Below are 23,522 nucleotides of genomic sequence, written 5' to 3' on the forward strand. Positions count from 1 at the left end.
TTACGCGGCCATCAGGGCCGGGAACTGGCCCTGCTCGACCAGCTTCTGCAACTCCTGGGCGCCGCCCACCAGCACGCCGCGCACGAACACCATCGGCATGGTGGGCCAGCCGGTCCACATCTTGAGCGCGTTGCGGCGCCGCCATTGCGACAGGTAGCTGCCATATTCGAGGTAGTGGTAGGGCTGGCCCAGGCCCTCGAGGATCTTGCGCGCCTTGCGCGGGAACGGGTTCTGGGCCATACCCACCACCACCACGTCATGCGCCGCGATGGCCGCCTGCACCTCGCGCACCACGTCGGCATGGCTGTCGCTGATGATGGTCCGGATGGCCGGGTGGATGTGCGCTTCGTCCAGGATGCTGCGGGTCATGGTCACTCCTTGTGGTGTCGACGGGATGGCGCGCGGCGGCCCCATGGCGGCCGCGCCCGATGCCGGCGCCATGGCGCCAGCGTGTTCGCAGATAGTAGCCGCTTCCCCGGCCGGCCGCCACTACAGGTCGGCCAGCGGCGTGCCCGCGCCGTCCTCGCCGGCCGCCAGCGCCGCGATCAGCCGGCCCAGGTCCTGCTCGAGCCGGGCCAGCGTGGCCGCGTCGAGCCCGGCCAGGGCATCGGGCAGCACGCCGGCGAACGGCGCCGGCGCCTGCTCCAGCAGCCGCCGCCCGCTCTCGCTCAGGTGCAGGGTCACGGCGCGCCGGTCGTGCCCGTCCCTGGCCGTGGTCAGCAGCCCGCGCTCCAGCAAAGGCTTGACCAGGTTGCTGGCGGTGGACTGGTGCACGTCCATCGCCCGTCCCAGTTCGCTCACGCCGATGCCGGGCCGCTCGTGGACCAGGCTGAGCGCCCACACCTGCGCGCCGCCCACGCCGGCCACCTTTTCCACCTGGCGGAAATGGGTCTTGACGGCGTTGAAGACGACGCGGAACTGGCGCAGCACCCGGCTGGCGGGCGCCACGTCGGGCGCCGCCGCGGCGGACGCGGAAGGGCGATGGGTAGTGTCAGGCATGCCCGCATGATAGCGGAAAAGCCGGCCGGCCGAGACGCTGGCGCATCAAGCCGCGCCATGACCGGCCGGCGCGGCCGGCGTCGCCACCGGCGCCGTTGCCGGCGTCGCGCCCGGCGCCATCCGCTGCAACTGCAACTGGGCCAGCGCCGCGTACAGGGGCGGCGTGAGCACGCGCGAGACGGTGCTGGCGACGACGGCGCAGGCCATCAGGCTGAGCACCATGGCGTGGCCATCGACCATCTCCATCACGATGATGAAGGCCGTCAGCGGCGCCTGGGTGGCGGCCGCCAGGAAACCGACCATGCCCAGCGCGATCAGGGCCGGCGCGTAGGGATAGTGCGTCAACAGGCCGACGTCGTGGCCGAGCGCGGCGCCGATGGCCAGCGACGGCGCGAAGATGCCGGCCGGTATGCCCGACCACACGGTCAGCCAGGTCGCCACGTACTTGAACAGGGCGAAGGCGGCGGGGATGGTGCTGTCGCCTTCGAGCATGGCGCGCGTGATCTCGTTGCCGCTGCCATAGGTGGCGCCATGGCTCAGCATCCCCAGGCCGGCCACCAGCAGGCCGCAGACGGCCGCGAACCAGACCGGCCGCCGGGCGCGCCAGCGGCTCGGGCCGTCGGCGGAGCGCCCGCTCAGCGAAGCGAGCAGCAAGCGCGCGAACAGGCCGCCGGCCACGCCGCTGGCCAGCGTGGCCAGCAGGCCCGGCCACAACAGCGCCACGCCGATGGGCCCCGGATGGATCACGCCGAAATGGGTGGCGTTGCCGTAGATGGAGACGGCGATCAAGCCCGCCAGCACGATGCCGGCCACGATCAGGCCGCTGTTGCGCTGCTCGGGCTTGCGCGACAACTCCTCGATCGCGAACATGACCCCGGCCAGCGGCGTGTTGAAGGCGGCCGCGATGCCGGCCGCGCCGCCGGCCACCAGCAGCGCGTGGGTGTTGACGGACGAGCGGCGCGGCAGCAAGCGCCGCGCGGCCAGCATGACCCCGGCCGCGATCTGCACCGACGGCCCCTCGCGCCCCAGCGACAGGCCGGCCAGCATGCCCGAGGCCGTCAGCGCGATCTTGGCCAGACTCAGCCGCAACGACACGTACAGCGGCCGCTGCGCCCCGCCCACGGCCGGGTCCAGCGTGGCCATCACCTGCGGGATGCCGGAGCCGGCCGCGCCCATGGCGAAGCGCCGCGTCAGCCACACGATGGCGGCCGTGCACAGCGGCATCCACACCAGCGCGGCCCACCAGGACAGCGCGGCCAGCCGCAGGAACAGGTGCAGCGCGCTCTCGGCCAGCCAGGTGAAGCCCACCACCGTCAGGCCGGCGACGGCCGCCGCGCCCACCACCACGGCGCGGGTCCACCACAAGTCGATACTGGCGAATTCACGTTTGAAGGCGGAGTGGACATCGTGCAGAGTGGACATGGAATGGCGGGCGCAGGCGGACAGAAGCGGTCATTATAAAGAAGTATTTGTACAAATGCAGTTTGCATCGCCCGGACGCAAGCCCTGCTGTCCGGCCGCCCGGCTGGCGATACTTGACTACGCAAGTATCTAGGCGCGCGCCAGGATGGCCTCGGTCGCGGGGTCCGGCCGGCCGGCGAAGTATTGTTGCAGGCAGCGCGAGAAAATGGGCACATCGGGCGCCGCGCGGGCGAACAGGGTCAGACAGGAATGGAGTTTCATGTCGTCCGGCGCGCCGAAGATGGCGTGCGGATCGTTGCCGGGCAAGCCGGCCAGCACGGCGCAGCACGCGCGCAACCGTTCGCCCAACACGGGATCGGCCAGATAGGCGCGCGCCTCGTCCAGGCCCGACAGCGCGTAATAGCGGGCCGTTTCGCTGCGTCCCAAGCCCGCCAGTTGGGGAAAGATGAACCACATCCAGTGGCTGCGCTTGCGCCCTTGCGCCAGCTCGCGCATGACCGTGTCGACCACCGGCGCCTGCGCCGCCCTGAATCGTTCCAGATCGTATGGATGCGCCACCGAATGCTCCCTGTGTAACGACGGCCAGCCGGCATCGCGCGAGCGGATGACACGGCGGTTCAATGCATCAGCTTGAGCACCAGTGCCGATATCAAGGCGACCTGCAAAACGCTCAGGCCGACCATCATGCGCACCATATCGGCCTTAGCATCGGCGATCTGAGCCCGCAACTCCGCCGCTACCCTATCAATCTTGGCATCGAGCTCGGCGACGGACTTGTCGATCTTCGCGTTGAGCTCGGCGGCGACCTTGTCGATCTTCGCGTTGAGCTCGGCGGCGACCTTGTCGATCTTCGTGTTGAGCTCGGCGCCCAGCTTGTCCGTCCGGGCCACCAGCCTGGCTTCCATCATCTCCCCGGCGACAGAACCGCTGGTGATCTTGTTCATTACCTCAAGCAACGTCTCGGCATGCACGCTGGCCGCCTGCGGGGTCACGCCCGCGTCGATCAGGCGTTGGGCATACTGATGACTGTCGAAAATGACGGCATTCATGGCACTCCCCTATGCGTTTCGATTATCGCATAGTCACACAGGGCCAAGCGCCATCCATTGATCCGGGACAGCCGCCGCTACGCCATCTCCACCGTCAGCCGCCGGTCCTGTAGCAGCATGGCGGCGAACTCCGCCGCCGGCACGGCCGGGCTGAACAGGAAGCCTTGCAATTGATGGCAACCGAGCCCGCGCAGGAAGGCCATCTGCTCGGGCGTCTCCACCCCTTCGGCCACGATCTCCTGGCGCAGCTGGCGCGCCATGGTGACGATCGCGCGCGCGATGGCGCAATCGTTCTCCTCGTCCGGCAGACCGATCACGAACGAGCGGTCGATCTTGAGCGTGCTGATGGGGAATTTCTTCAGGTAGGCAAGGCTGGAATAGCCGGTGCCGAAATCGTCGAGCGCCAGCGCCATGCCCATCGCCACCAGCTTGTTCATGATGGCGATCACGTTCTCCGTGCCGCGCACCAGCAGGCTTTCCGTAATCTCCAGCATCAGCTGTTCGGGCAGCACGCCACGCCGCGCCAGCAACCCGGCCAGCCGCTCCGGCAACTGGCTGTCGAACTGGCGCCCCGACAGGTTGACGGCGATCGTCGGCGCCGGCACCTCCGCCTCGCGCCACGCGCTCAACTGCCGGCAAGCCTCCTCCAGCACCCAGTTGCCGAGTTCCAGGATCAGCCCCGTCTCCTCGGCCACGGGGATGAACACGCCGGGCGACACCATGCCGCGCTCCGGGTGGCGCCAGCGCAGCAGCGCCTCCGCGCCCATGATGCGTCCCGTGCGCAGGCTGACCTTGGGCTGGTAGTAGAGCTGCAGCTCGCCATTGCCCAGCGCCTGCCGCAGTTCGCTTTCCAGCCGCAGGTGCTCCTTGGCGCGCAGGTTCATTTCCTCGCTGTAGAACAGGAAGCCCGATTCCACGTTCTGCCCGGCCTTGCTGGTGGCCACGTCGGCGCAGCGCAACAGGGCCGGCGTCTCCGTGCCATCCTCGGGATAGATCGTGATGCCGACGTGCGCGCCCACCTGCAGCCGGTGGCCGTCGATGACGATGGGCGCCTCCAGCGACGCCATCAGCTTCTGCGCCACGATGGCCGCGTGTTCGCGCTTCTCGATGTGCAGCAGCGCGACGGCGAAGCGGTTGCCATCGAGCTTGGCCAGCACGTCGGCCTCGCGCAGCGACAGGCGGAACAAGCGCCCTATCTCGCACAGCAATTCGTTGCCGATCTCGTGCCCCAGCGTGTCGCTGATGGCGCCGATGCGGCTGATCTCGACCACCAGCAGCGCGCCATGTTCGCGGCTGCGGCGCGCCTCCGTCAACGCCTGCCCCATCAGCTGGCTCAGCAGGCACAGGTTGGGCAAGCCCGTCAGCGCATCGTAGTTGGCCATGCGCTGCATGCGCGCCTCGGCATCCTTGTGCACGCTGATGTCGGAGAACAGCGAGAACGTGTGGCTGATCTGGCCATGCTGGTCGCGCGCCACGCTGATGGTGACGGACTGCGGGAACAGTTCGCCGTTCTTGCGCCGGCCCATGATCTCGCCGCGCCACGGCCCCTGCCCCTGCATGGCGGCCCGCACCTTGACGCGGAACTCGGCGTCGTGGATGCCCGAACGCAGCAAGTCCGGCGTCTGGCCGATGGCTTCGGCCGGCGTGTAGCCGGTGATGCGGGTGAAGGCATTGTTGATCGAGACGATGCGCTCGTTGGCGTCCGTGATCAGCACGCCCTGGTCGCTGTCCTCGATGATGCGCGCATGCAGGTGCACCTTGTCGGCCTCGGACAGCGGATCGTCGAGCAGGTTGAACATGACGAGCATGCCCACCACCTCGGCGCGGTCGTTCTGCAGCGCCGCGTTGGCCAGCCGCAGCCACACCGCCTCGCCCGACTTCTTGCAGCGCCGCACATCGGCATAGCCCTTGGGATGGCGGGGGAACAGCTCGGCCACGGTCTGGTCTTCATCGTCGGGCGCGTACAGGAACAGCACATGCTGTCCCACCGCTTCCTGCGCCGTGTAGCCGAACAGGTGGGCCGCGCCGCTGTTCCAGCCCTTCACATAACCGGCCGGGTCCAGCTCCAGCACCGCGTCCGGCTGCGCCTCGGCCGCGTCGGCGCCATGCGTGGTCAGTTGTTCGAGCGCCGCCTCCAGGCTGGCCAGCGTGTCGGCCAGGGAAGCGGTCGACGCGCCGCCCTGCTGGGCGCGCGCCTGCCGGCTCAGCGCCAGGCAGCGCGCGAGGGCGGCGTCATGCATGGCCCATGTCCGCCGCGCTGGCCGCCACGCTCTGCATCCACAAATGGGCGTCGGCGACGATCTGGTTGAATTCGGCGCCCGGCAATTCAAGCTGTGCCAACTGGGCCGCCACGGCCGCGAAATCGCGCCGCTCGGCCCGCTCCAGCAACAGCAGCAAGTCGCCCATCGGCCCCGCGTGGCGCAGCAGCGCGTGCTGCACGGCCTCGGCGATCGTCAACGGTTGCAGCACCTCGGCCAGCGGCAGGCCGAACAGCACGCCCAGCAAGGAGAACATGCCGGCCATGAAGGCCTGCTCCTGGCGCGCCTTGTCCATGCCCGTCGCCTGCGCCAGCAATTCCATGGCGCGCGCGCGCACGGCCACCCGCCCCAGCAGCATGGGCGAACGCAAATCGCCATCGCGCGTGCAGAACAGCATCAGGTTGAGCCAGCGCCGCAACTGGGCCCGGCCCAGGATCAGGATGGCCTGGGAAAAACTGGTCACGCGCCGGCCCGAGCCCACGCCCAGCGAATTGACCAGCCGCAGCAACTGGTACGACAGCGTGGGATCGCGCCGCAGCACCGATTCGATCTCATGGGTGTCGGCATCGGCCGACACCAGCTGCACCAGTTGCAGCGCCAGCGCGCGCGACATCGCTTGCTGGCCCACGGGCTTGGGCGGCGGTTCGAGGAACCAGTCGCCCTCCACGCATTGCACCGACGGCGGCAGCGCGAACGGGAACATGGCGTCGGCCCGCAACACTTGCTCCGCTTCCAGCGGCTGCCAGCCCTGGGCCCGCAGCGCGTCCGCCAGCTCCGCCGCCAGGTTGGCGCGGAAATAACAGGGGCCGTGGGCCGCCAGTTCCGCCAACGCCGGCTGCGGCAGGCCGGACGGCGCCGCGGCGGGCGCGGCGTCGAACAGCAAACCGGCGGGACTGCCGTTGCGGTCGGCCAGCAATTGCATGAACAGGGGCGGAGTGGCGGGCGACACAGTCATAAATTGTTCCAGAGTAATGCCTACATGATCACACCATCATCCCAATATTATTGGCTCGGGTCAACTCCGGGGCGTGAAGATCGCCGCTACGGCCGCCTGCGGCGTCCCATCTGTGGCAAACCCGCCATGTCCGGGCAGATGGCGCACCAGCCGCTCGAACACGCCGGGCTGCCCCATGCGCTCGCGCCACCAGCGCAGCGCGGCGCCGGTCTCGCCGGTGCGCCAGGCCAGGTAGAAGGTCTCGTCCGGCTTCGGTTCCTCGACCTGTTTTTCCACCAGCAGCCCCGCTTCGATGGCCGCGCGCGCACACGGCGCGGGCAGGAAGCCGAAGCCGAGGCCGGCCAGTTGATAGTCGAGCTTGGCCTGCATGGTGGGCACGGTCAGCGTATCCTGCCCCAGCGCCAGCCCCACCGTGCGAGGCGCCAGCCGGCGCGCGGAATCGGCCACGCTCACGGCGCGGTACGGTTGCAGCGCGGCCCGGTCCAGCGGTTCGGGCGCGCCGGCCAGCGGATGGCCGGGCGCCACCACGAACACGAACGACAGCGTGCCCATCGCTTCGGCCACGTAGCCGCCGCCGGACGGCCCCTCGCCCGCCGCGCCCACCAGCACGTCCACGCGGCGGTCCAGCAGCGCCTCCCACGTGCCCGACAGCGCCTCCTGCACCATGCGCAGCCGGGTCTGGCCGGTGACGGCGTAGAACGCGGCCACATCCGGCAGGAACACGGCCGGCGCGAACATGGAGTCGCTGCCCACGGCCAGCTCCGTCTCCCAGCCCGACGCCACGCGCCGCACGCGCTGCTCCAGGTCGTGCGCCGCGTACAGCAGGTAGCGCCCTTCCTTGAGCAATTCCTGGCCGGCCGCCGTCAGCAGCACGCGCGGGCCGTGGCGCGTGAAGATCTGCACGCCCAGCTCGTCCTCCAGCTTGCCCACCGTATAGGAGATGGTGGACGGCACCTTGTGCAATTCCTTGCCGGCGGCGGAGAACGAGCCGCGCCGGTCGATGGCGTCCACGATTTGCAAGGCTTCCAGGCTGAGTCTGAGCATTCGAATTTTTCGATGATAGGTCGGAAATTTTTCCGTTTTTCATTCCGGTCTGGCGAAGATATACTGCTTTTCATCGGCAATGAACACGAACCGATGTTCGAAATTATTGCATAACAACCCAAGGAACAGGAGCCCAGCATGTTAGAAGTACGCAAAAGTGAAGAACGCGGCGACGCCCACCACGGCTGGCTGCAATCGCAACACAGCTTTTCCTTCGCCGACTACTACGATCCGCGGCACATGGGCTTCGGCCCGCTGCGCGTGATCAACGAGGACCGCGTGGCGCCGGGCCAGGGCTTCGGCACCCACGGCCACCGCGACATGGAGATCGTGTCCTACGTGCTCGACGGCGCGCTCGAACACAAGGACAGCATGGGCACCGGCTCCGTGCTGCACTACGGCGACGTGCAGCGCATGAGCGCCGGCAGCGGCGTGCGGCACAGCGAGTTCAACCACTCGCCCACGGAAGGCGTGCATTTCCTGCAGATCTGGATCCAGCCGAACGTGACCGGCATCGCCCCCAGCTACGAGGAAAAGCACTTCGCGCCCGACAGCAAACGGGGCAAGCTGCGCCTGATCGCCTCCAGCGATGGCCGCGACGGGTCCGTGCTGATCCACCAGGATGCGGCGCTGTACGCCACCATCCTGGGCGCGGGCGATCGGGCCACCCATGCGCTGGCGCCCAAACGGCTCGGCTACGTGCACGTGATCCGGGGCACCGTCACCGTCAACGGCGTGGCGCTGGCGGGCGGCGATGCGATCAAGCTCAGCGACGAGCCGCAAGTGACGCTGGAGCAGGCCGATGATGCGGAAGTATTGTTATTCGATCTACCATACTGAAGGTACGAAAATTAAGCCGAGAATGTCCTCAAATTAATTTTTGCCCGAGTTTTGGTATGATGTCAGGGCGCGCCGGGTGTGTGTATCAGCCCGGCGCGCCCTTTTTTCTATTTTTGCCATTTTTTGAAGAGCACAGCCATGTCGCAGAGCGCAGAAACACCCGTCAACGTTGAATTGGATTACACCACTTCCTGCGCGCTGCCCACCCCATGGGCCCAGTTCACCTTGCACGCTTTCGTCGAGCACGCGACGGGCAAGGAACACCTGGCCATGACGCTGGGCGACATCGGCAACGGCGAGCCGGTGCTGGCCCGCGTGCACTCCGAATGCCTGACCGGCGACGTGCTGTTCTCGCAGCGCTGCGACTGCGGCGCCCAGCTCGAAGGCGCGCTGAAGAAGATCGCCGCCGAGGGCCGTGGCATCCTGCTCTACCTGCGCCAGGAAGGCCGTGGCATCGGCCTGATCAACAAGATCCGCGCCTACCGCCTGCAGGAAGGCGGCGCCGACACGGTGCAGGCCAACGAACAGCTGGGCTTCAAGGCCGACGCGCGCAACTACGCGCTGGTCAAGCCCATGTTCGAAAAATTCGGTGTCGCCAAACTGCGCCTGATGACCAACAATCCGCGCAAGATCGACGCCCTGACCAAGCTCGGCATCGAAGTGGTGGAACGGGTGCCGCTGCTGGTCAACCGCAACGCCTTCAACCAGCACTACCTGAACACCAAGGCGGCCAAGCTGGGCCACATGATGACGCCCATCACGCCGCCCGCGGCCGAGGACGGCGAACTCTGAACGCCTCGCCGCTCCGGCGTCCCGGCGTCCGCCCCCAGTCCAAGGCCCGCATGAAATTCACCAACACTGTCCTGTTCTCAGCCTTGACTTGCGCCAGCGCCGCCGCGCTGGCCACCTCGGATGCCGCCGTCGGCGCCGCCCGCGCGGCAGCGCCGCTCACCGCCCCGCTCACCGCGCCCGCCACCGGCCGCAACGCCGTCAAGCCGGACGGCGCCGCCCTGCCGCCGCCATCGAGCGCGGCCCAGAAACTGTACGCCTCGGCCCGGAACGACATCCTGCAAGTGCGCTCGCTGCTGCGCAGCGGCCACACCCAGTCGTCGGTCGGCTCCGGCTTCCTGATCGGCACCGGCAACCTGGTCGTCACCAACTACCACGTGGTGTCGCAATTCGCGCTCGACCCCGACACCTACGTCGGCGAATGGGTGGACACCAGCGGCCAGCGCGGCAACGTCGAACTGCTGGCCGTGGACGTGCTGCACGACCTGGCCGTGCTGCGCGTGAGCCGCAACGGCACCGGTTTCTTCAAGCTGCCCGAGCACCTGGCCACGCTCAACCAGGGCCAGTACCTGTACTCGCTGGGCAATCCGCTCGACCTCGGCTTCGCCATCTCGGAAGGCGCCTACAACGGCGTGATCGCGCGCAGCTTCTACGACCAGCTCATGTTCACCGGCCCCATCAACGCCGGCATGAGCGGCGGCCCCAGCGTGACGGGCGACGGCGCCGTGGCCGGCGTCAACGTCTCCAAGCGCCTCGATGGCGAGCTGGTCAGCTTCCTGGTTCCGGCCCGCTACGCGCAGGAACTGCTCAAGCAAGTGGCCCGGCAACAGCAGCCGCCCAAGGATTTCACCGCCATCGTGGCCGCGCAACTGCTGGCCCACCAGCGCGCCATGGTCGACAACCTGCTGGCCACGCCGCTGACCCTGAAGAACATGGGGCCGTACCGCGTGCCCGTGCGCGAATCGGAACAGATGCGCTGCTGGGGCCGCTCCACCGTCAAGGCCGACAAGCCCTTCACCGTGGACAACGCCAACTGCGCCATGGAATCGGCCATCTTCGTCAGCGGCTCGCTGCAGACGGGCCAGGTCAGCATCCGCCACCAGTACCTGCGCAGCACGGGACTGGGCGCGCTGCGCTTTTCCCAGCTGGCCAGCGACTCGTTCAAGAATGAACACTTCGGCTCCACCCGCGACAGCCGCCTGAGCGGCCCCAGCTGCACGGAACAATTCGTCAGGAACGGCACGCTGCCGATGCGCGCCGTGCTGTGCGTGCGCTCCTACCGCAAGTTCGACGGCCTGTACGACTTCGCCCTGCTCACCTCCAGCACCGACCAGCCGCTGATGAACCTGCAAAGCCGGCTCGACGCGCGCGGGGTCTCCTACGACAACGGCCTGCGCGTCACGCGCGCCTTCCTTGAGGCGCTGGGCAATGGAGGCCGTCCATGAACGCGCCCTACTACATCGAACTGCTGAGCCGCAGCGGCGACGTGCTGCACCGGCAGCGCTTCGACGCGCTACCGATCCGCCTCGGCCGCGCCTACGACAACGACGTGATCCTGGACGACGCCCACACCGGCGCCCACCACGCCATGATCGAGGCGGACGAGCACGGCGCGCCCGTGCTGCGCGACCTGGGCAGCCGCAACGGCAGCATCAGCGATGGCAAGCGCACGGCCGCCGTGGCGCTCGACGGCAACGCCGTGGTGCGCCTGGGCCACACGCGCGTGCGCCTGCGCGGCGCCGATTTCGCCGTCGCGCCCGAACTGGCCGACACCACCATGCACAGCTGGGAAGGCACGGCGCCGGCGCTGGTCGGCTTGCTGCTGATCGGCCTGTTCGCGGGACTGGAAAACTGGCTGGCCGACATCGACGCCTTCCAGCCCATCCGCTACCTGCTGGTGGTCGCGTCCGGCCTCGGCGTGGGGCTGGCGTGGAGCGGCGGCTGGGCGCTGGCCAACCGCCTGTTCGGCCCCCACGCGCGGCTGGGCCGCCACCTGTTCATCCTGGGCGCGGGCCTGTTCGCCGTGGGCGCGTGGCGCGTGCTGAGCGATGTGCTGGCCTTCGCCTGGTCGGTCGAATGGCTGACCCGCTACGGCAACGTGGCCGTCATCGCGCTCGTGTGCGGCATGCTGTTCTTCCACCTGTGGACCATCAAGCCGCACTATCCGCGCCGCTTCGCCGTCAGCTGCGGCGTGCTGTTCCTGGCCGGCGCCGGCCTGAACCTGATGACCAACGTGCAAAGCACGGGCCGCGCCGCCGACGAGCTTTACATGTCGGTGCTGCTGCCGCCCGCGCTGCGCCAGAGCCCCGACCACAGCGTGGCCGACTTCATGGCCGCCGCCACCAGGCTCAAGGCCGACGCCGACGCCGCGCGCACGCGCGCCAGCAAGGATGACGAAGACGAGGACGAGGAAGGCGACGCGGACGGCGAGTGAGCACGCGCCCGCCCGCCGCCGGCCGCAGTCAGGACCAGGCCGGGCCTTTCAGCTCCACGGTATTGCCTTCCGGGTCGTTCAGGTAGATGGACGGCCCCTCGCCCTCCGCCCCGTAACGCGACTCGACCGGACCGGCCTCCACGCCGGCCGCCTCCAGCGCGCCGCGGATCGCGGCCTCATCGAACGGCTCCACGCGGAAACAGATGTGATCGACATTGCGCCCCTCCGCGCCGGGCGCGGCGCCGCCCATGCGACCGAGCTTGCCGTCCACGGGCACCAGATCGAGCAGGCAACGCCCGGCCCGCAACTGGATCAGGCCGATGGCCTCCTGCCGCCGCTCGACCTTGCAGCCCAGCACGTTGCAATAGAAATGCTCCATCGCCACCGCATCGACGACGCGCAAAACGATATGGTCGATTTCAACGATATGTATCATGCGCCCACCCTTTCGAATTGTTCAGAAAGGAATGATAGAACAAAGCGTGGCGGGCCGTGGGCACCGCTGGCGATCAGATCCGCCCGCGCTTGTACTCGGCAAGGAAGCGCCGCGCTTCGGCCGCCGACATGACCTGCACGGCATCGCCATGCCATGCATAAAGATAGGGCGTGCCGCCCAGCCGGTCGGTCAGTTTGGCGGACAGGAGAAAACAGGTGCCGAGCGGATAAACGCTGGTGTCGAGCATGCGCCGCGAGCACTGCACCAGCAGTTCCGGAGAGAACGCCTGACCAGGCATGGGGCGGATCTGCACCCGGCCCGCGCGCAGCACCGATTCGACAGCCACCTGCCGGTATGCATAAATATCGCGCGCCACGGCCGCCCTCCGTAATGAAATCAAGGGCGCCATGGTAACAGAACGCACGCCTGCCTGAAGGCCAGGCGCGCGCCCGCGCTGGCAGCTCAGCTGCCGGTCACTTGCTGTAATAGCCCACGCCCAGCAAAACATTATCAACGCGCTGGATCAGCGAGTGCTTCTGCTCCACCGCATTGGTGGCCGGATTGCGCCACACGAAGTCCACCGTGCCCGAACCCTTGGTCTTGGCCACCTTGATCATCTCCTCCACCATCGGCTTGCCGGCCGCGTCGCGCAGGCCGCGCACGTCCATGCCCGACAGTTGCGGCGAATCGCCCGAGGCGCGATAGCGGCCATCGTCGATACCGATCGCGAACACGTACAGGTCGTTGTGCAGGAAGCCGCCCTGCTGGCTGTTGAAGGCCGTGTAGGCCGCCTTGTCACCCGATTTCTTCAGATAGGCGACAGCCTTGTCGAGCAACTCCTGCGCCTCCTCGACCGAGCCGCGCGGCGTGTAGTAGCCGACGCACAGGATGTACTTGTCCACCTTGCGGTACTGGCTGACCTTGTTTTCGACGTGGTTGCTGACCCGGTTCAGCCAGCGGTATTCGATGGCACCCGTATCGTTGACCCGGGCCTGCTCCAGCAGATCGCGGATCAACGGCTTGCCGGCCGCATCGCGCAGATCGATCTCGTTCTTGCCCACCAGGCCGAGCTGCGAACCGCCGTTGGCCAGCATGAAGCCGTCGAGGTCGACGGCGTACACATAATACGGCCCGTGCACGAACGGACCGGTCGACTCGTTGAATTTGGCGAATGCCTTTTCCGGGCCATTCTTTTGCAGATACTCGACCGCGCTGTCGAGCAATTCCGTGGCGCGCTTGGCTTGCGCGCGCTCGATGCTGCCGTAGTGACTGGTCGCCGGAGCATCGCCCGCCTGCGCAACGGGCATGGCAAGCAACGCCGACGCGGCGGCGATAGTTAATGCGCTGATGTAATGTCGTTTCATTATGCGTTCCAGTTCGGATAGTGACAGCCAACATGCCCATGACGCGCGGCGTGTGGCACCAGCATGAACAACGACAACATCCGCCGCGACGAAGACCGGCGACGCCATTGCCGAAGACCATACAGTCATCAGGGGAAGCAAGTTGCAGGCCATTCAGTCAGCTTGCATGCAGCAACCTTGATCGGAAGGGGGTTGCCGGCAGACGGCCCCGGCGCGCGCGCAGGCGCGTGGAGGAACGCGCAAGCCGGGGCGCCATGGCGACACGAACGGGAGGGGAGACGGGGCCGGTGGCAGGTTGGCGCCACCGTTCTATTCTGCAACAACGCTGTGGCGCTTTGGAGCAGGCGGTCGTCGGTTACGAACGGATCAGCAAGGCCACCGCCTCGGCCGCGATGCCCTCCTCGCGGCCCAGATAGCCGAGCTTCTCGTTGGTCTTGGCCTTGATGTTGACCTGGCCCACGGCCACGCCCAGGTCCTCGGCCACGTTGGCGCACATGGCGGCGATGTGCGGCGCCATCTTGGGCTGCTGCGCGATGATGGTGGCGTCGAGGTTGCCGATCGCGTAGCCGGTGGCCACCACGCGCCGGCATGCCTCGCGCAGCAGCGTGCGCGAGTCGGCGCCCTTGAATTGCGGGTCCGTGTCCGGGAAGTGCTTGCCGATGTCGCCCAGCGCGGCCGCGCCGAGGATGGCGTCGGTGATCGCATGCAGCAGCACGTCGGCGTCCGAATGCCCGAGCAGGCCCACATGGTGCGGGATCGTGACGCCGCCGATGATGAGCTTGCGGCCTTCCACCAGCTTGTGGCAGTCGTAGCCCTGGCCGATGCGGAACGGGAGTGCGGGAGTTGGGGTCATGGCGTTCGGTTCAATGCGTTGAGGGTTGGGCCAGGTACATTTCGGCGATGCGGATGTCGGCCGGCAGCGTCACCTTCAGGTTGCGCGGATGGCCTTCCACCAGGCGCGGCGACAGGCCCAGCGCCTCCACGGCGCTGGCGTCGTCCGTGATGGCGCTGGCGTCGGTGGCCGCGTCAAGCGCGCGGCGCAGCAGCGCGTAACTGAACATCTGCGGCGTTTGCGCCAGCCACAAGCCGTCGCGCGGGACCGTGGCGACCTGGCCGCCGGCGGCGCGCTTGACCGTGTCGACCACGGGCAGCGCCAGCAGGCCGCCGGCCGGGTCGCCGGCCACGCCGTCGATCAGGCGCGCGATCAGCGCCGGCGTGAGCCCGGGCCGGGCCGCGTCATGCACGAGGATGCTGTCGCCGTCGCGCACCTGCGCGCGCAGCGCGTGCAAGGCGTTCTGCACCGACGCCATGCGGGTGGCGCCGCCGCAGCGCAGCACCGTCACGCCGTCCAGGCCGGGCGGCACCACGGCGTCGATCTGGCCATCGGCCGGGCTGACGACGATGTAGGTGTGATGGATGCGGTCGCTGGCCAGGAACGCCTCGAGCGCGTGGCGCAGCATGGGCTTGCCGCCCACGGTCAGATATTGCTTGGGGCCGTCGGCGGCCATGCGGGCGCCCACGCCCGCCGCAGGAATCAGGGCGTAGTGGCGCGGCGCGCCGGCGGTGTCTTGGGTCATCGGTGCTTCAGTCGTTCAGAAGGTGCGGCCGGCGCTGAGCACATCACGGATCTCGCCGCCGCACGCCTGGCTCAGGCGCGCGTATTCTTCCGGCGCATCGATGCGGGCCTGCTCGGCATCGACCTTGTGCATCTCGGCCTTGATGTAGGCCATCCAGCCATTGTCGACCTCATGCGACAACGCCGACATGGCCGTGCCGGACGGCGCATACAGCGGCTTGTCCTGGAAACGCTTGGCCAGCGCCTCGCGCACGGTCTTCTCCACCTTGGGCAGGTGCTGCATGTAGGCGTTCATGTGGCGCAGTTCGTGGTTGAGGATCTCCTTGTAGGCGCAGGAGCCGACCGGGAATTCGCGCGCCACGTAGATCACCACGGGCACATAGTACAGCTTGACCTCGATGCGCGGCGCGATGCACTCGTAGCCGCTGTCCGGGTCTTGCAGCAGCGTGCCCGTGTAGCCCATCTTGACGCGCGAATCGGTCTGCGTCAGCCCCGCCACCTTGACGGCGCCGGCGGCCAGGCCATGCATCGTGGTCAGCGCGTTGTAGGACAAATGGGTGTCGACCGTGTAGCCGCTCTGCTGGGCGGTGAGCACGGTGACGGTCTTGCTGAGGGAATCCTCGCAGCGGATCTGGAACGGCGTGCGTTCCGCGTGCGCGGCCGTCGCCGCCAGCAGGCAGGCCAGCGCGAGCAGGAGACGGAATGAGAAGCGGAATGGCCGCGACGACAGCATGGGTCAGTCCAGCTTCCAGGCGCCGGAACGCAGCTTGTCGAGCCAGAACACGCCGATGACGGTCTTGACGTCCGTGATCTTGCCGCTGCGGACCCAGTCCAGCAGCTCGTCGATGGTGGCGGTGAAGGTTTCGAGGAATTCGCCGTCGTCCAGCTTGGCCGGACCGGCCCGCAGGCCGCGCGCCAGGTACAGGTCGAGGTGCTCGTCCGAATAGGCGATGGCGTTGTGGATCACGCTGACGAAGCGCCAATCCGCAGCCGTGTAGCCGGTCTCCTCCTCGAGCTCGCGCTTGGCGCAGGCCAGCGGATCCTCGCCGGGGTCGATCTTACCAGCGGGAAATTCGATGAAGACTTGATTGAGCGGATAACGGAATTGCCGTTCCATCAACACGGTGCCATCGTCGAGCAGCGGCAGGATGACCACCGCGCCCGGATGCCGGATGTACTCGCGCGACGTGTGCTGGCCGTCCGGCAGTGCCACCTTGTCCTTCTGGACCTTGAGGAACTTGCCTTCGTACGCCATTTCGCCATCGACGCGGATTTCTTTCAGATGCTTATCCATGCGCACTCCATGTTGCCGTGAGGCTAGTATATCAGGTGTGGTGTTTGCGCAGGTAGCGTACTACAAATCCAGGAAAGGCGAGCACGATAAAGAGACAGGCCGTGATAGCGTAGAACTCCCACGTCTGGGGGAAAGGGGTGCCGATGCGGGCTTCCAGCGCGAAGCCGGCCGCCCCCACGGCGAAATACAGGACCACCATTTCCACCAGCCGCAGCCAGAACGGCTTGCGCCGCGCGGCTCGCGGGTCGCCGGGATGCCGCTTGAGCGGCACCACGGCGAAAACCTTGTCATTGAAGAAAGGAAGGTTGGCGGCCAGGATCGTCAGCACGATCACCAGCCAGCTGGCGGAGGAAACTTCCATCAGGTGTTGAGCGTCTTGGTCATGGCGCTCAGGCACGAGGCCAGCAGCGGACCAGGCAGCATGCCCACCACCACCAGCGCCAGGCCGTTCAGGCTCAGCACCAGGTTCATGTCGGCGGGGATGACCAACGGGCTGTTGTCGGTCGGCTCGTCGAACCACATCATCTTCACGACGCGCAGGTAGTAGAACGCGCCGATCAGCGAGAACATCACGGCCAGCACGGTCAGCCAGATCTGGCCGGTACCGAGCACGGCGGTCAGCACCGAGAACTTGGCGGCGAAGCCCAGCATCGGCGGCACGCCGGCCAGCGAGAACATCATGATCGACATCAGCACCGCGTACCAGCCGTTGCGCTTGCTCAGACCCTTGAAGTCGGCCAGTTCCTCGGCTTCGAAGCCGGCGCGGGCCAGCACCATGATCATGCCGAAGCTGCCGGCCGTCGTCATCACGTAGGTGATGGCGTAGAACATGGCGGCGCTGTAGGCGCCCGGCGCGCCGGTGCGGTCGGTGCCGACCACGCCAGCCAGCAGGCCCAGCAGAACGAAGCCCATCTGGGCGATGGTCGAGTAAGCGAGCATGCGCTTGATGTTGGTCTGGGCGATGGCGGTCAGGTTGCCGACGGCCAGCGACAGCACGGCCAGCACCATCAGCATCTGCTGCCAGTCCACGGCCATCGGCAGCAGACCTTCGACCAGCAGGCGGATGCAGACGGCGAACGTCGCCAGCTTGGGCGCACCGCCCAGCAGCAGCGTGACGGCGGTCGGCGAACCTTGATAGACGTCCGGCACCCACATGTGGAACGGCACGGCGCCCAGCTTGAACGCCAGGCCGGCCACCAGGAACACCAGGCCGAACACGAGGATGGTCGGCTTGATGGTGCCCGACGCGGCGGCCAGCGCCACCTTCGACAGGTCCAGCGTGCCGGTGGCGCCGTAGATCATCGACATGCCATACAGCAGGAAGCCCGATGCCATGGCGCCCAGGATGAAGTACTTCATGGCCGCCTCGGTGGCCTGGGCGTTGTCGCGGCGCAGGGCCACCAGCGCGTACAGCGCCAGCGACATCAGTTCGATGCCGAGGTAGATCGACAGCAGGCTGTTACCGGAGATCATGACCATCTGGCCCAGCAGCGAGAACAGCGCGAGCACGTAGAACTCGCCGCCGAGGTTGCCGCCCAGCATGCCACGGTCGGTCGTGTACTGGCGCGCGTAGATCAGCGTCATGCCGACCGACACATAGGTGAACAGCTTGAGCAGGTTCGACATCGGGTCCGACACGAACATGTTGTTGAACGTGTAGACCGTGGCGCCGGCCGCATAGTCGACATAGCTGAAGTAGCCGCAGACGAGCAGCGTCAACAGCGACAGTACGTACGTGATCGAACGCTTGCCCTCGGACAGGAACATATCGATCAGCAGGATCGCCGACGCGGCGACCAGCAGAAAGACTTCTGCGTAGAGCGGGATCATGTTGGTGGTATTCATGTAGGCGTTTCCGTTTTCTTCTTAAGGCAGCTTGCTGTGCGCTACGTGCGCGAGCAGGTCCGCGACCGAGGTTTGCATCGTGTCGGTGAACGGCGCGGGGTACAGGCCCATGGCCAGCACGGCCGCGGCCAGCAGGCCCAGCATCACGAACTCGCGGGCGCCGATGTCGGTCAGCTCGGCCACGTGGTGGTTGGCCACCTTGCCGAAGATGACGCGCTTGGCCATCCACAGCGAGTAGGCGGCGCCGAAGATCAGCGCGGTGGCGGCGATCATGCCGATCCAGAAGTTGGCCTTGACGGCGCCCAGGATCACCATGAACTCGCCGACGAAACCGGAGGTGGCCGGCAGACCGCAGTTGGCCATCGAGAAGAAGATGAACAGCGCGGCGAATTTCGGCATCTTGTTGACGACGCCGCCGTAGTCGGCGATCTGGCGCGAGTGGGCGCGGTCGTACAGCACGCCGATGCACAGGAACATCGCGCCGGAAATGAAGCCGTGCGAGATCATCTGCACCAGGCCGCCCTGCACCGCCATGTCGTTAAACAGGAAGAAGCCCAGGGTGACGAAGCCCATGTGGGCGATCGACGAGTAGGCGACCAGCTTTTTCATGTCCTTCTGCACCAGCGCCACCAGCCCGATGTAGACCACGGCGATCAGCGACAGCGTGATGATGAAGTTGGCCATGTAGTGCGACGCGTCCGGGGTGATCGGCAGCGAGAAACGCACGAAACCGTAGGCGCCCAGCTTCAGCATGATGGCGGCCAGCACGGCGGAGCCGCCGGTCGGCGCTTCCACGTGGACGTCGGGCAGCCAGGTGTGGACCGGGAACATCGGCACCTTGACGGCGAACGCCATCAGGAAGGCGAGGAAGATGAAGATCTGCTCGCGCATCGTCAGCGGGGTGCGGTGCCAGGTCAGGATGTCGAACGAACCGCCGGACACGTGGTACAGGTAGATGATGGCGATCAGCGTCAGCAGCGAGCCGAAGAAGGTGTACAGGAAGAACTTGAACGACGCGTACACGCGGTTCTCGCCGCCCCAGATACCGATGATGATGTACATCGGGATCAGCGTGGCTTCGAAGAAGAAGTAGAACAGCAGGCCGTCCATGGCGCAGAACACGCCGATCATCAGACCGGACAGGATCAGGAACGCGCCCATGTACTGGGCCACGCGCTTCTGGATCACCTGCCAGGCCGAGATCACGACGATCACGGTGATGAAGGCCGTCAGCGGAATGAACCACAGCGACAGGCCGTCGATGCCCAGCGAGTACAGGATGTTGAAGCGCTCGATCCATGGCGACTTCTCGACGAACTGCATGCCGTGGGCCGCGTTGTCGAAGTGGGAGATCAGCGGCAGCGTGAGCGCGAAGCTGACCAGCGCGCCGATCAGCGAACCGACGCGCACCATGCCGGCGTTGCTGTCGCGGCCGAATGCCAGCACCAGCAAGCCGAAGGCGATCGGCACCCAGATCGCCAGGCTCAGGAACGGAGGTAATGTAGAAATTGACTGCATCATGGTTATCTTTATCTCTATGCGTATCAGCTAGTTAAGCGTGCCAAAACGGCAGGAAGTAGACCAGGAACCCCAGAATGCCGAGGATCATGATGAACGCGTAGTGGTAGATATAACCAGTCTGCGCCAGACGGGTCAGCGACGAGAACCACTCCACAACCTTGGCGCTGCCGTTCACGACGAGGCCGTCGATCAGCGTGCGGTCGCCCACGTTCCACAGGCCGTTGCCCAGCAGGCGCGCGCCGCCGGCGAACACGGTCTCGTTGAACTTGTCCATGTAGTATTTGTTGTCCAGCAGCGTGTGGATGGCGCGGAACTTGTCGTAGAACCAGGCCGGCACGCGCGGGTTGATCATGTAGCAGTAGTAGGCCGAGGCCACACCGGCCAGCGCCAGCGCCAGCGGCAGCGAGGTGAACGCGTGCAGCGCCATGGCCATCGGGCCGTGGAACTCCTCGGTCAGCTTCTCGATCGCGTGGTGGTTCTCGCCGACGAAGATGACGCCGTTGAAGAACTTGCCGAACAGCATAGGACCGATGGTCAGGTAGCCGATGATCACCGACGGGATGGCCAGCATCACCAGCGGGAACCAGACCACGAACGGCGACTCGTGCGGTTTCTCGCCCGGTGCCAGGCCATGGTGGCCGTGCGCGTCCTCTTCCTCTTCGTGGTGCGCGTCCGAATCGTGGGCGGCGTGGTCGTCATGCGCGGCGGCGGCCGGCGCGTGGTGGTGGTCGTCATGGCCGTGGGCCTTGCCGAAGCGCTCCTCGCCGTGGAACACGAGGAAGTACATGCGGAACGAGTAGAAGGCGGTCACGAACACGCCGGCCAGCACGGCGAAGTTGGCGAAGCCGGCGCCGGCGATGTGGGTCTCGGCCACGGCTTCGATGATCGAATCCTTGGAGTAGAAACCGGAGAAGAACGGCGTGCCGATCAGGGCCAGCGAACCGAGCAGCGAGGTGATCCAGGTCACCGGCATGTACTTGCGCAGGCCGCCCATGTTGCGGATGTCCTGGTCGTGGTGCATGCCGATGATGACCGAGCCGGCGCCGAGGAACAGCAGCGCCTTGAAGAAGGCGTGGGTCATCAGGTGGAACACGGCGATCGAGTAGGCCGAGGAGCCCAGGGCCACGGTCATGTAGCCGAGCTGCGACAGGGTCGAGTAGGCGACCACGCGCTTGATGTCGTTCTGGATGATGCCCAGGAAGCCCATGAACAGGGCCGTGATCGAGCCGATCACCAGCACGAACGAGAGCGCCGTTTCCGACAGTTCGAACAGCGGCGACATGCGCGTCACCATGAAGATACCGGCCGTCACCATGGTGGCGGCGTGGATCAGCGCGGAGATCGGGGTCGGGCCTTCCATCGAGTCGGGCAGCCACACGTGCAGCGGGAACTGGGCCGATTTACCCATGGCGCCGATGAACAGGCAGATGCAGGCCACGGTCAGCAGCATCCAGTCCGTGCCCGGCAGGGTCAGGGCCGCCAGCGCCTCGCGCTTGGCGAACACTTCTTGGTAGTTCATGGTGCCGGCGTAGGCCAGCAGCAGGCCGATGCCGAGGATGAAGCCGAAGTCGCCCACGCGGTTGACCAGGAACGCCTTCATGTTGGCCACGATCGCCGTCGGGCGCGTGTACCAGAAGCCGATCAGCAGGTACGACACCAGGCCCACCGCCTCCCAGCCGAAGAACAGCTGCAGGAAGTTGTTGGCCATCACCAGCATCAGCATCGAGAAGGTGAACAGCGAGATGTAGGCGAAGAAGCGGTTGTAGCCCTCGTCCTCGGCCATGTAGCCGATCGTGTAGACGTGCACCATCAACGAGACAAACGTCACCACGCACATCATCATCGCCGACAGCGCGTCGATCTGGAAGCCCACTTCGAGCTTCAGGCCGGCCACCGTCATCCAGTTGTAGACGGTGCCGTTGTAGCCGGCGCCGCCGATGACGTCTGACAGCGTCATCGCCGACAGAATGAATGCTATCAGCACGCCAAGAATCGTCACAGTATGCGACGTCTTGCGGCCGACTAAATTCCCGAAGAATCGGGTTCCGAACAAGCCCGCAATCGCAGCGCCGGCCAGCGGCGCCAGAGGTACGGCAAGAAGGAGGTTAGGGTTTAGAGTTTGCCCCGCCATGATGAACCTTAATCGTTATTATTCGAGGTTGAAACTTAGCCTTTGAGGCTATCCAGGTCTTCCACATTGATGGTGTCCAGATTACGGAACATCACCACCAGGATCGCGAGGCCGATCGCCGATTCAGCGGCGGCCACGGTCAGGATGAAGAACACAAAGATTTGCCCGGCCGCGTCGCCCAGGTAATGCGAGAACGCGATGAAGTTCATGTTCACCGCCAGCAGCATCAGTTCGATGGCCATCAGCAGGATGATGATGTTCTTCCGGTTCAGGAAAATACCGACGATCGAGATCGCGAACAGAATCGCGCCTAGAACGAGGTAGTGAGCGAGCGATAAAGTCATGGAGCCTCCTTGTTTGCTGCGCCGGCCTGTTCGCGGTTGGACACGGCGGCGATCTTGACGATGCGCAGACGGTCGTTACGCTTGACGCGCACCGCGTCAGCCGGATCGAAATACTTGGTGTCCTTGCGCTTGCGCAGCGTCAGGGCCACGGCGGCGACGATGGCCAGCAGCAGCACGGCGGCGGCGATCTCGAACGCGTAGATGTATTTGGTGTAGATCAGCAGGCCCAGTTCCTTGGTGCCGCCGATGTTGCCGGCGTTGACCGGGCCCTGCGCGTCGAACGACAGGAAATTGCGCCACAGCACGGCGGCCATCTCCAGCACGATCACCACGCCCACGAAGCTGGCCAGCGGCAGGTAGCCCCAGAAGCCTTCGCGCATCTTGTCCATGTTGATGTCCAACATCATCACGACGAACAGGAACAGCACCATGACGGCGCCCACGTACACGAGCACCAGCACGATGGCGAGGAACTCGGCTTTCAGCAGCAGCCAGATGGCGGCGGCCGAGAAGAACGACAGCACCAGGAACAGTGCGGCGTGGACCGGATTGCGGGCCGTGATAACGCGGGTCGCGGCCAATATCATGATGGCCGAGAACACGTAGAACAAAGCAGTTTTAAATTCCATAACTAACCCAAGAGACGTACAGTTTATTGATCGGCAGATCGCGCAAACAACACCGCCCCGCCCTGCCCCGCATGCGCGGCGCGGGCGGGACGCCGGCGTTTAACGGTAAGGAGCGTCCGCCGCGCGCGCCGCGGCGATCTGCTCTTCGTAGCGATCGCCAACGGCCAGCAGCATCTCTTTCGTGTAGTACAGATCGCCGCGTTTCTCGCCGTGGTATTCCAGTACGTGCGTCTCGACGATCGAGTCGACCGGGCACGATTCCTCGCAGAAGCCGCAGAAGATGCACTTGGTCAGGTCGATGTCATAACGCGTGGTGCGGCGCGTGCCGTCCTCGCGCTGCTCCGACTCGATCGAAATGGCCATCGCCGGGCACACCGCTTCGCACAGTTTGCAGGCGATGCAACGCTCCTCGCCGTTCGGGTAACGGCGCAGCGCGTGCAGGCCGCGGAAGCGCGGCGACATCGGCGTCTTCTCTTCCGGATACTGGATGGTGATCTTGCGGGAGAATATGTACTTCCCCGTCAGCGCCATCCCCTTGATCAGTTCGGTCAGCATGAAGCTGCCGAAGAAGTCCTTGATACGTTCCATTGTT

26 protein-coding genes are annotated in these 23,522 nt (G+C 66.2%); 4 read left to right on the forward strand and 22 right to left on the reverse strand.

Going from position 1 to position 23,522, the window contains the following annotated elements; genetic code table 11:
• From AC1RQG_RS10880 to AC1RQG_RS10915, 8 genes are all read right to left on the reverse strand, one after another.
• On the reverse strand, positions 1 to 369 hold the full coding sequence (locus AC1RQG_RS10880; RefSeq protein ID WP_493131135.1) for a glutaredoxin: 369 nt from the start codon (positions 367 to 369) through the stop codon (positions 1 to 3).
• Between the two features lie 120 nt (positions 370 to 489).
• Complete coding sequence (locus AC1RQG_RS10885) at positions 490 to 999, reverse strand: MarR family winged helix-turn-helix transcriptional regulator (protein WP_493131137.1); 510 nt, start codon at positions 997 to 999, stop codon at positions 490 to 492.
• Between the two features lie 45 nt (positions 1,000 to 1,044).
• Positions 1,045 to 2,421: a chloride channel protein gene (locus AC1RQG_RS10890; protein WP_493131139.1), complete on the reverse strand. Its 1,377-nt coding sequence runs from the start codon at positions 2,419 to 2,421 to the stop codon at positions 1,045 to 1,047.
• Positions 2,422 to 2,550: 129 nt separating this feature from the next.
• Positions 2,551 to 2,979, reverse strand: a complete 429-nt coding sequence (locus tag AC1RQG_RS10895; RefSeq protein WP_493131141.1) for a DUF1810 domain-containing protein — start codon at positions 2,977 to 2,979, stop codon at positions 2,551 to 2,553.
• Positions 2,980 to 3,038: 59 nt separating this feature from the next.
• Positions 3,039 to 3,470 (reverse strand): hypothetical protein, encoded by a 432-nt coding sequence (locus AC1RQG_RS10900; protein ID WP_493131143.1) that lies wholly within the window; start codon positions 3,468 to 3,470, stop codon positions 3,039 to 3,041.
• A 77-nt stretch (positions 3,471 to 3,547) separates the two neighbouring features.
• Positions 3,548 to 5,710 (reverse strand): putative bifunctional diguanylate cyclase/phosphodiesterase, encoded by a 2,163-nt coding sequence (locus tag AC1RQG_RS10905; RefSeq protein WP_493131145.1) that lies wholly within the window; start codon positions 5,708 to 5,710, stop codon positions 3,548 to 3,550.
• Positions 5,703 to 6,683, reverse strand: a complete 981-nt coding sequence (locus AC1RQG_RS10910; RefSeq protein ID WP_493131147.1) for an EAL and HDOD domain-containing protein — start codon at positions 6,681 to 6,683, stop codon at positions 5,703 to 5,705. The genes AC1RQG_RS10905 and AC1RQG_RS10910 overlap by 8 nt, the downstream gene beginning before the upstream one ends.
• Positions 6,684 to 6,743: 60 nt before the next feature.
• Positions 6,744 to 7,727: a LysR substrate-binding domain-containing protein gene (locus AC1RQG_RS10915; protein ID WP_493131149.1), complete on the reverse strand. Its 984-nt coding sequence runs from the start codon at positions 7,725 to 7,727 to the stop codon at positions 6,744 to 6,746.
• A 138-nt stretch (positions 7,728 to 7,865) separates the two neighbouring features.
• On the opposite strand from AC1RQG_RS10915, the gene AC1RQG_RS10920 reads away from it, so the two are divergent.
• The 4 genes from AC1RQG_RS10920 (at position 7,866) to AC1RQG_RS10935 (ending at position 11,790) form a co-directional block, all read left to right on the forward strand.
• Positions 7,866 to 8,567, forward strand: coding sequence for a pirin family protein (locus AC1RQG_RS10920; RefSeq protein WP_493131151.1), 702 nt, complete (start codon positions 7,866 to 7,868; stop codon positions 8,565 to 8,567).
• A gap of 138 nt (positions 8,568 to 8,705) precedes the next feature.
• On the forward strand, positions 8,706 to 9,359 hold the full coding sequence (gene ribA, locus AC1RQG_RS10925) for a GTP cyclohydrolase II (protein WP_493131153.1): 654 nt from the start codon (positions 8,706 to 8,708) through the stop codon (positions 9,357 to 9,359).
• A gap of 50 nt (positions 9,360 to 9,409) precedes the next feature.
• Positions 9,410 to 10,801 (forward strand): S1 family peptidase, encoded by a 1,392-nt coding sequence (locus AC1RQG_RS10930; RefSeq protein WP_493131155.1) that lies wholly within the window; start codon positions 9,410 to 9,412, stop codon positions 10,799 to 10,801.
• Positions 10,798 to 11,790 (forward strand): FHA domain-containing protein, encoded by a 993-nt coding sequence (locus tag AC1RQG_RS10935; protein ID WP_493131157.1) that lies wholly within the window; start codon positions 10,798 to 10,800, stop codon positions 11,788 to 11,790. Before AC1RQG_RS10930 ends, AC1RQG_RS10935 begins: the two co-directional genes overlap by 4 nt.
• 28 nt (positions 11,791 to 11,818) lie before the next feature.
• Here AC1RQG_RS10935 and AC1RQG_RS10940 read toward each other — a convergent pair whose 3' ends face one another.
• From AC1RQG_RS10940 to nuoI, 14 genes are all read right to left on the reverse strand, one after another.
• Positions 11,819 to 12,226: a VOC family protein gene (locus AC1RQG_RS10940; protein WP_493131159.1), complete on the reverse strand. Its 408-nt coding sequence runs from the start codon at positions 12,224 to 12,226 to the stop codon at positions 11,819 to 11,821.
• A gap of 73 nt (positions 12,227 to 12,299) precedes the next feature.
• Entirely contained in the window at positions 12,300 to 12,602 is a 303-nt protein-coding gene (locus AC1RQG_RS10945; protein ID WP_493131161.1) for a hypothetical protein, read from the reverse strand.
• Positions 12,603 to 12,699: 97 nt separating this feature from the next.
• Positions 12,700 to 13,590 carry a cache domain-containing protein gene (locus AC1RQG_RS10950; RefSeq protein ID WP_493131163.1) on the reverse strand — a complete coding sequence of 297 codons (891 nt, stop codon included), beginning with the start codon at positions 13,588 to 13,590 and terminating at the stop codon, positions 12,700 to 12,702.
• A 355-nt stretch (positions 13,591 to 13,945) separates the two neighbouring features.
• Positions 13,946 to 14,443 carry a 2-C-methyl-D-erythritol 2,4-cyclodiphosphate synthase gene (gene ispF, locus AC1RQG_RS10955; RefSeq protein ID WP_493131165.1) on the reverse strand — a complete coding sequence of 166 codons (498 nt, stop codon included), beginning with the start codon at positions 14,441 to 14,443 and terminating at the stop codon, positions 13,946 to 13,948.
• A 10-nt stretch (positions 14,444 to 14,453) separates the two neighbouring features.
• A complete protein-coding gene (gene ispD / locus AC1RQG_RS10960) occupies positions 14,454 to 15,167 on the reverse strand; it encodes a 2-C-methyl-D-erythritol 4-phosphate cytidylyltransferase (RefSeq protein WP_493131167.1) in 714 nt (237 codons plus the stop codon).
• A gap of 15 nt (positions 15,168 to 15,182) precedes the next feature.
• Entirely contained in the window at positions 15,183 to 15,899 is a 717-nt protein-coding gene (locus AC1RQG_RS10965; RefSeq protein ID WP_493131169.1) for a hypothetical protein, read from the reverse strand.
• 3 nt (positions 15,900 to 15,902) lie between these two features.
• A complete protein-coding gene (locus AC1RQG_RS10970; protein ID WP_493131171.1) occupies positions 15,903 to 16,460 on the reverse strand; it encodes an NUDIX domain-containing protein in 558 nt (185 codons plus the stop codon).
• A gap of 31 nt (positions 16,461 to 16,491) precedes the next feature.
• The gene (locus tag AC1RQG_RS10975; RefSeq protein ID WP_493131173.1) at positions 16,492 to 16,821 is read right to left on the reverse strand and encodes a DUF2818 family protein; all 330 of its coding nucleotides are present in this window, start codon (positions 16,819 to 16,821) and stop codon (positions 16,492 to 16,494) included.
• Positions 16,821 to 18,305 (reverse strand): NADH-quinone oxidoreductase subunit NuoN, encoded by a 1,485-nt coding sequence (gene nuoN, locus AC1RQG_RS10980; RefSeq protein WP_493131175.1) that lies wholly within the window; start codon positions 18,303 to 18,305, stop codon positions 16,821 to 16,823. The genes AC1RQG_RS10975 and nuoN overlap by 1 nt, the downstream gene beginning before the upstream one ends.
• Before the next feature lie 21 nt (positions 18,306 to 18,326).
• Entirely contained in the window at positions 18,327 to 19,826 is a 1,500-nt protein-coding gene (locus AC1RQG_RS10985; protein ID WP_493131177.1) for an NADH-quinone oxidoreductase subunit M, read from the reverse strand.
• A 31-nt stretch (positions 19,827 to 19,857) separates the two neighbouring features.
• Positions 19,858 to 21,957, reverse strand: coding sequence for an NADH-quinone oxidoreductase subunit L (gene nuoL, locus AC1RQG_RS10990; RefSeq protein WP_493131179.1), 2,100 nt, complete (start codon positions 21,955 to 21,957; stop codon positions 19,858 to 19,860).
• Positions 21,958 to 21,992: 35 nt separating this feature from the next.
• The gene (gene nuoK / locus AC1RQG_RS10995; protein WP_090314441.1) at positions 21,993 to 22,301 is read right to left on the reverse strand and encodes an NADH-quinone oxidoreductase subunit NuoK; all 309 of its coding nucleotides are present in this window, start codon (positions 22,299 to 22,301) and stop codon (positions 21,993 to 21,995) included.
• Positions 22,298 to 22,930 carry an NADH-quinone oxidoreductase subunit J gene (locus tag AC1RQG_RS11000; RefSeq protein WP_493131181.1) on the reverse strand — a complete coding sequence of 211 codons (633 nt, stop codon included), beginning with the start codon at positions 22,928 to 22,930 and terminating at the stop codon, positions 22,298 to 22,300. The genes nuoK and AC1RQG_RS11000 overlap by 4 nt, the downstream gene beginning before the upstream one ends.
• A 99-nt stretch (positions 22,931 to 23,029) precedes the next feature.
• Entirely contained in the window at positions 23,030 to 23,518 is a 489-nt protein-coding gene (gene nuoI, locus AC1RQG_RS11005; RefSeq protein ID WP_493131183.1) for an NADH-quinone oxidoreductase subunit NuoI, read from the reverse strand.
• Positions 23,519 to 23,522 lie beyond the last annotated feature (4 nt).

This window comes from Rugamonas sp. GW822-FHT03B10, from assembly GCF_058801745.1.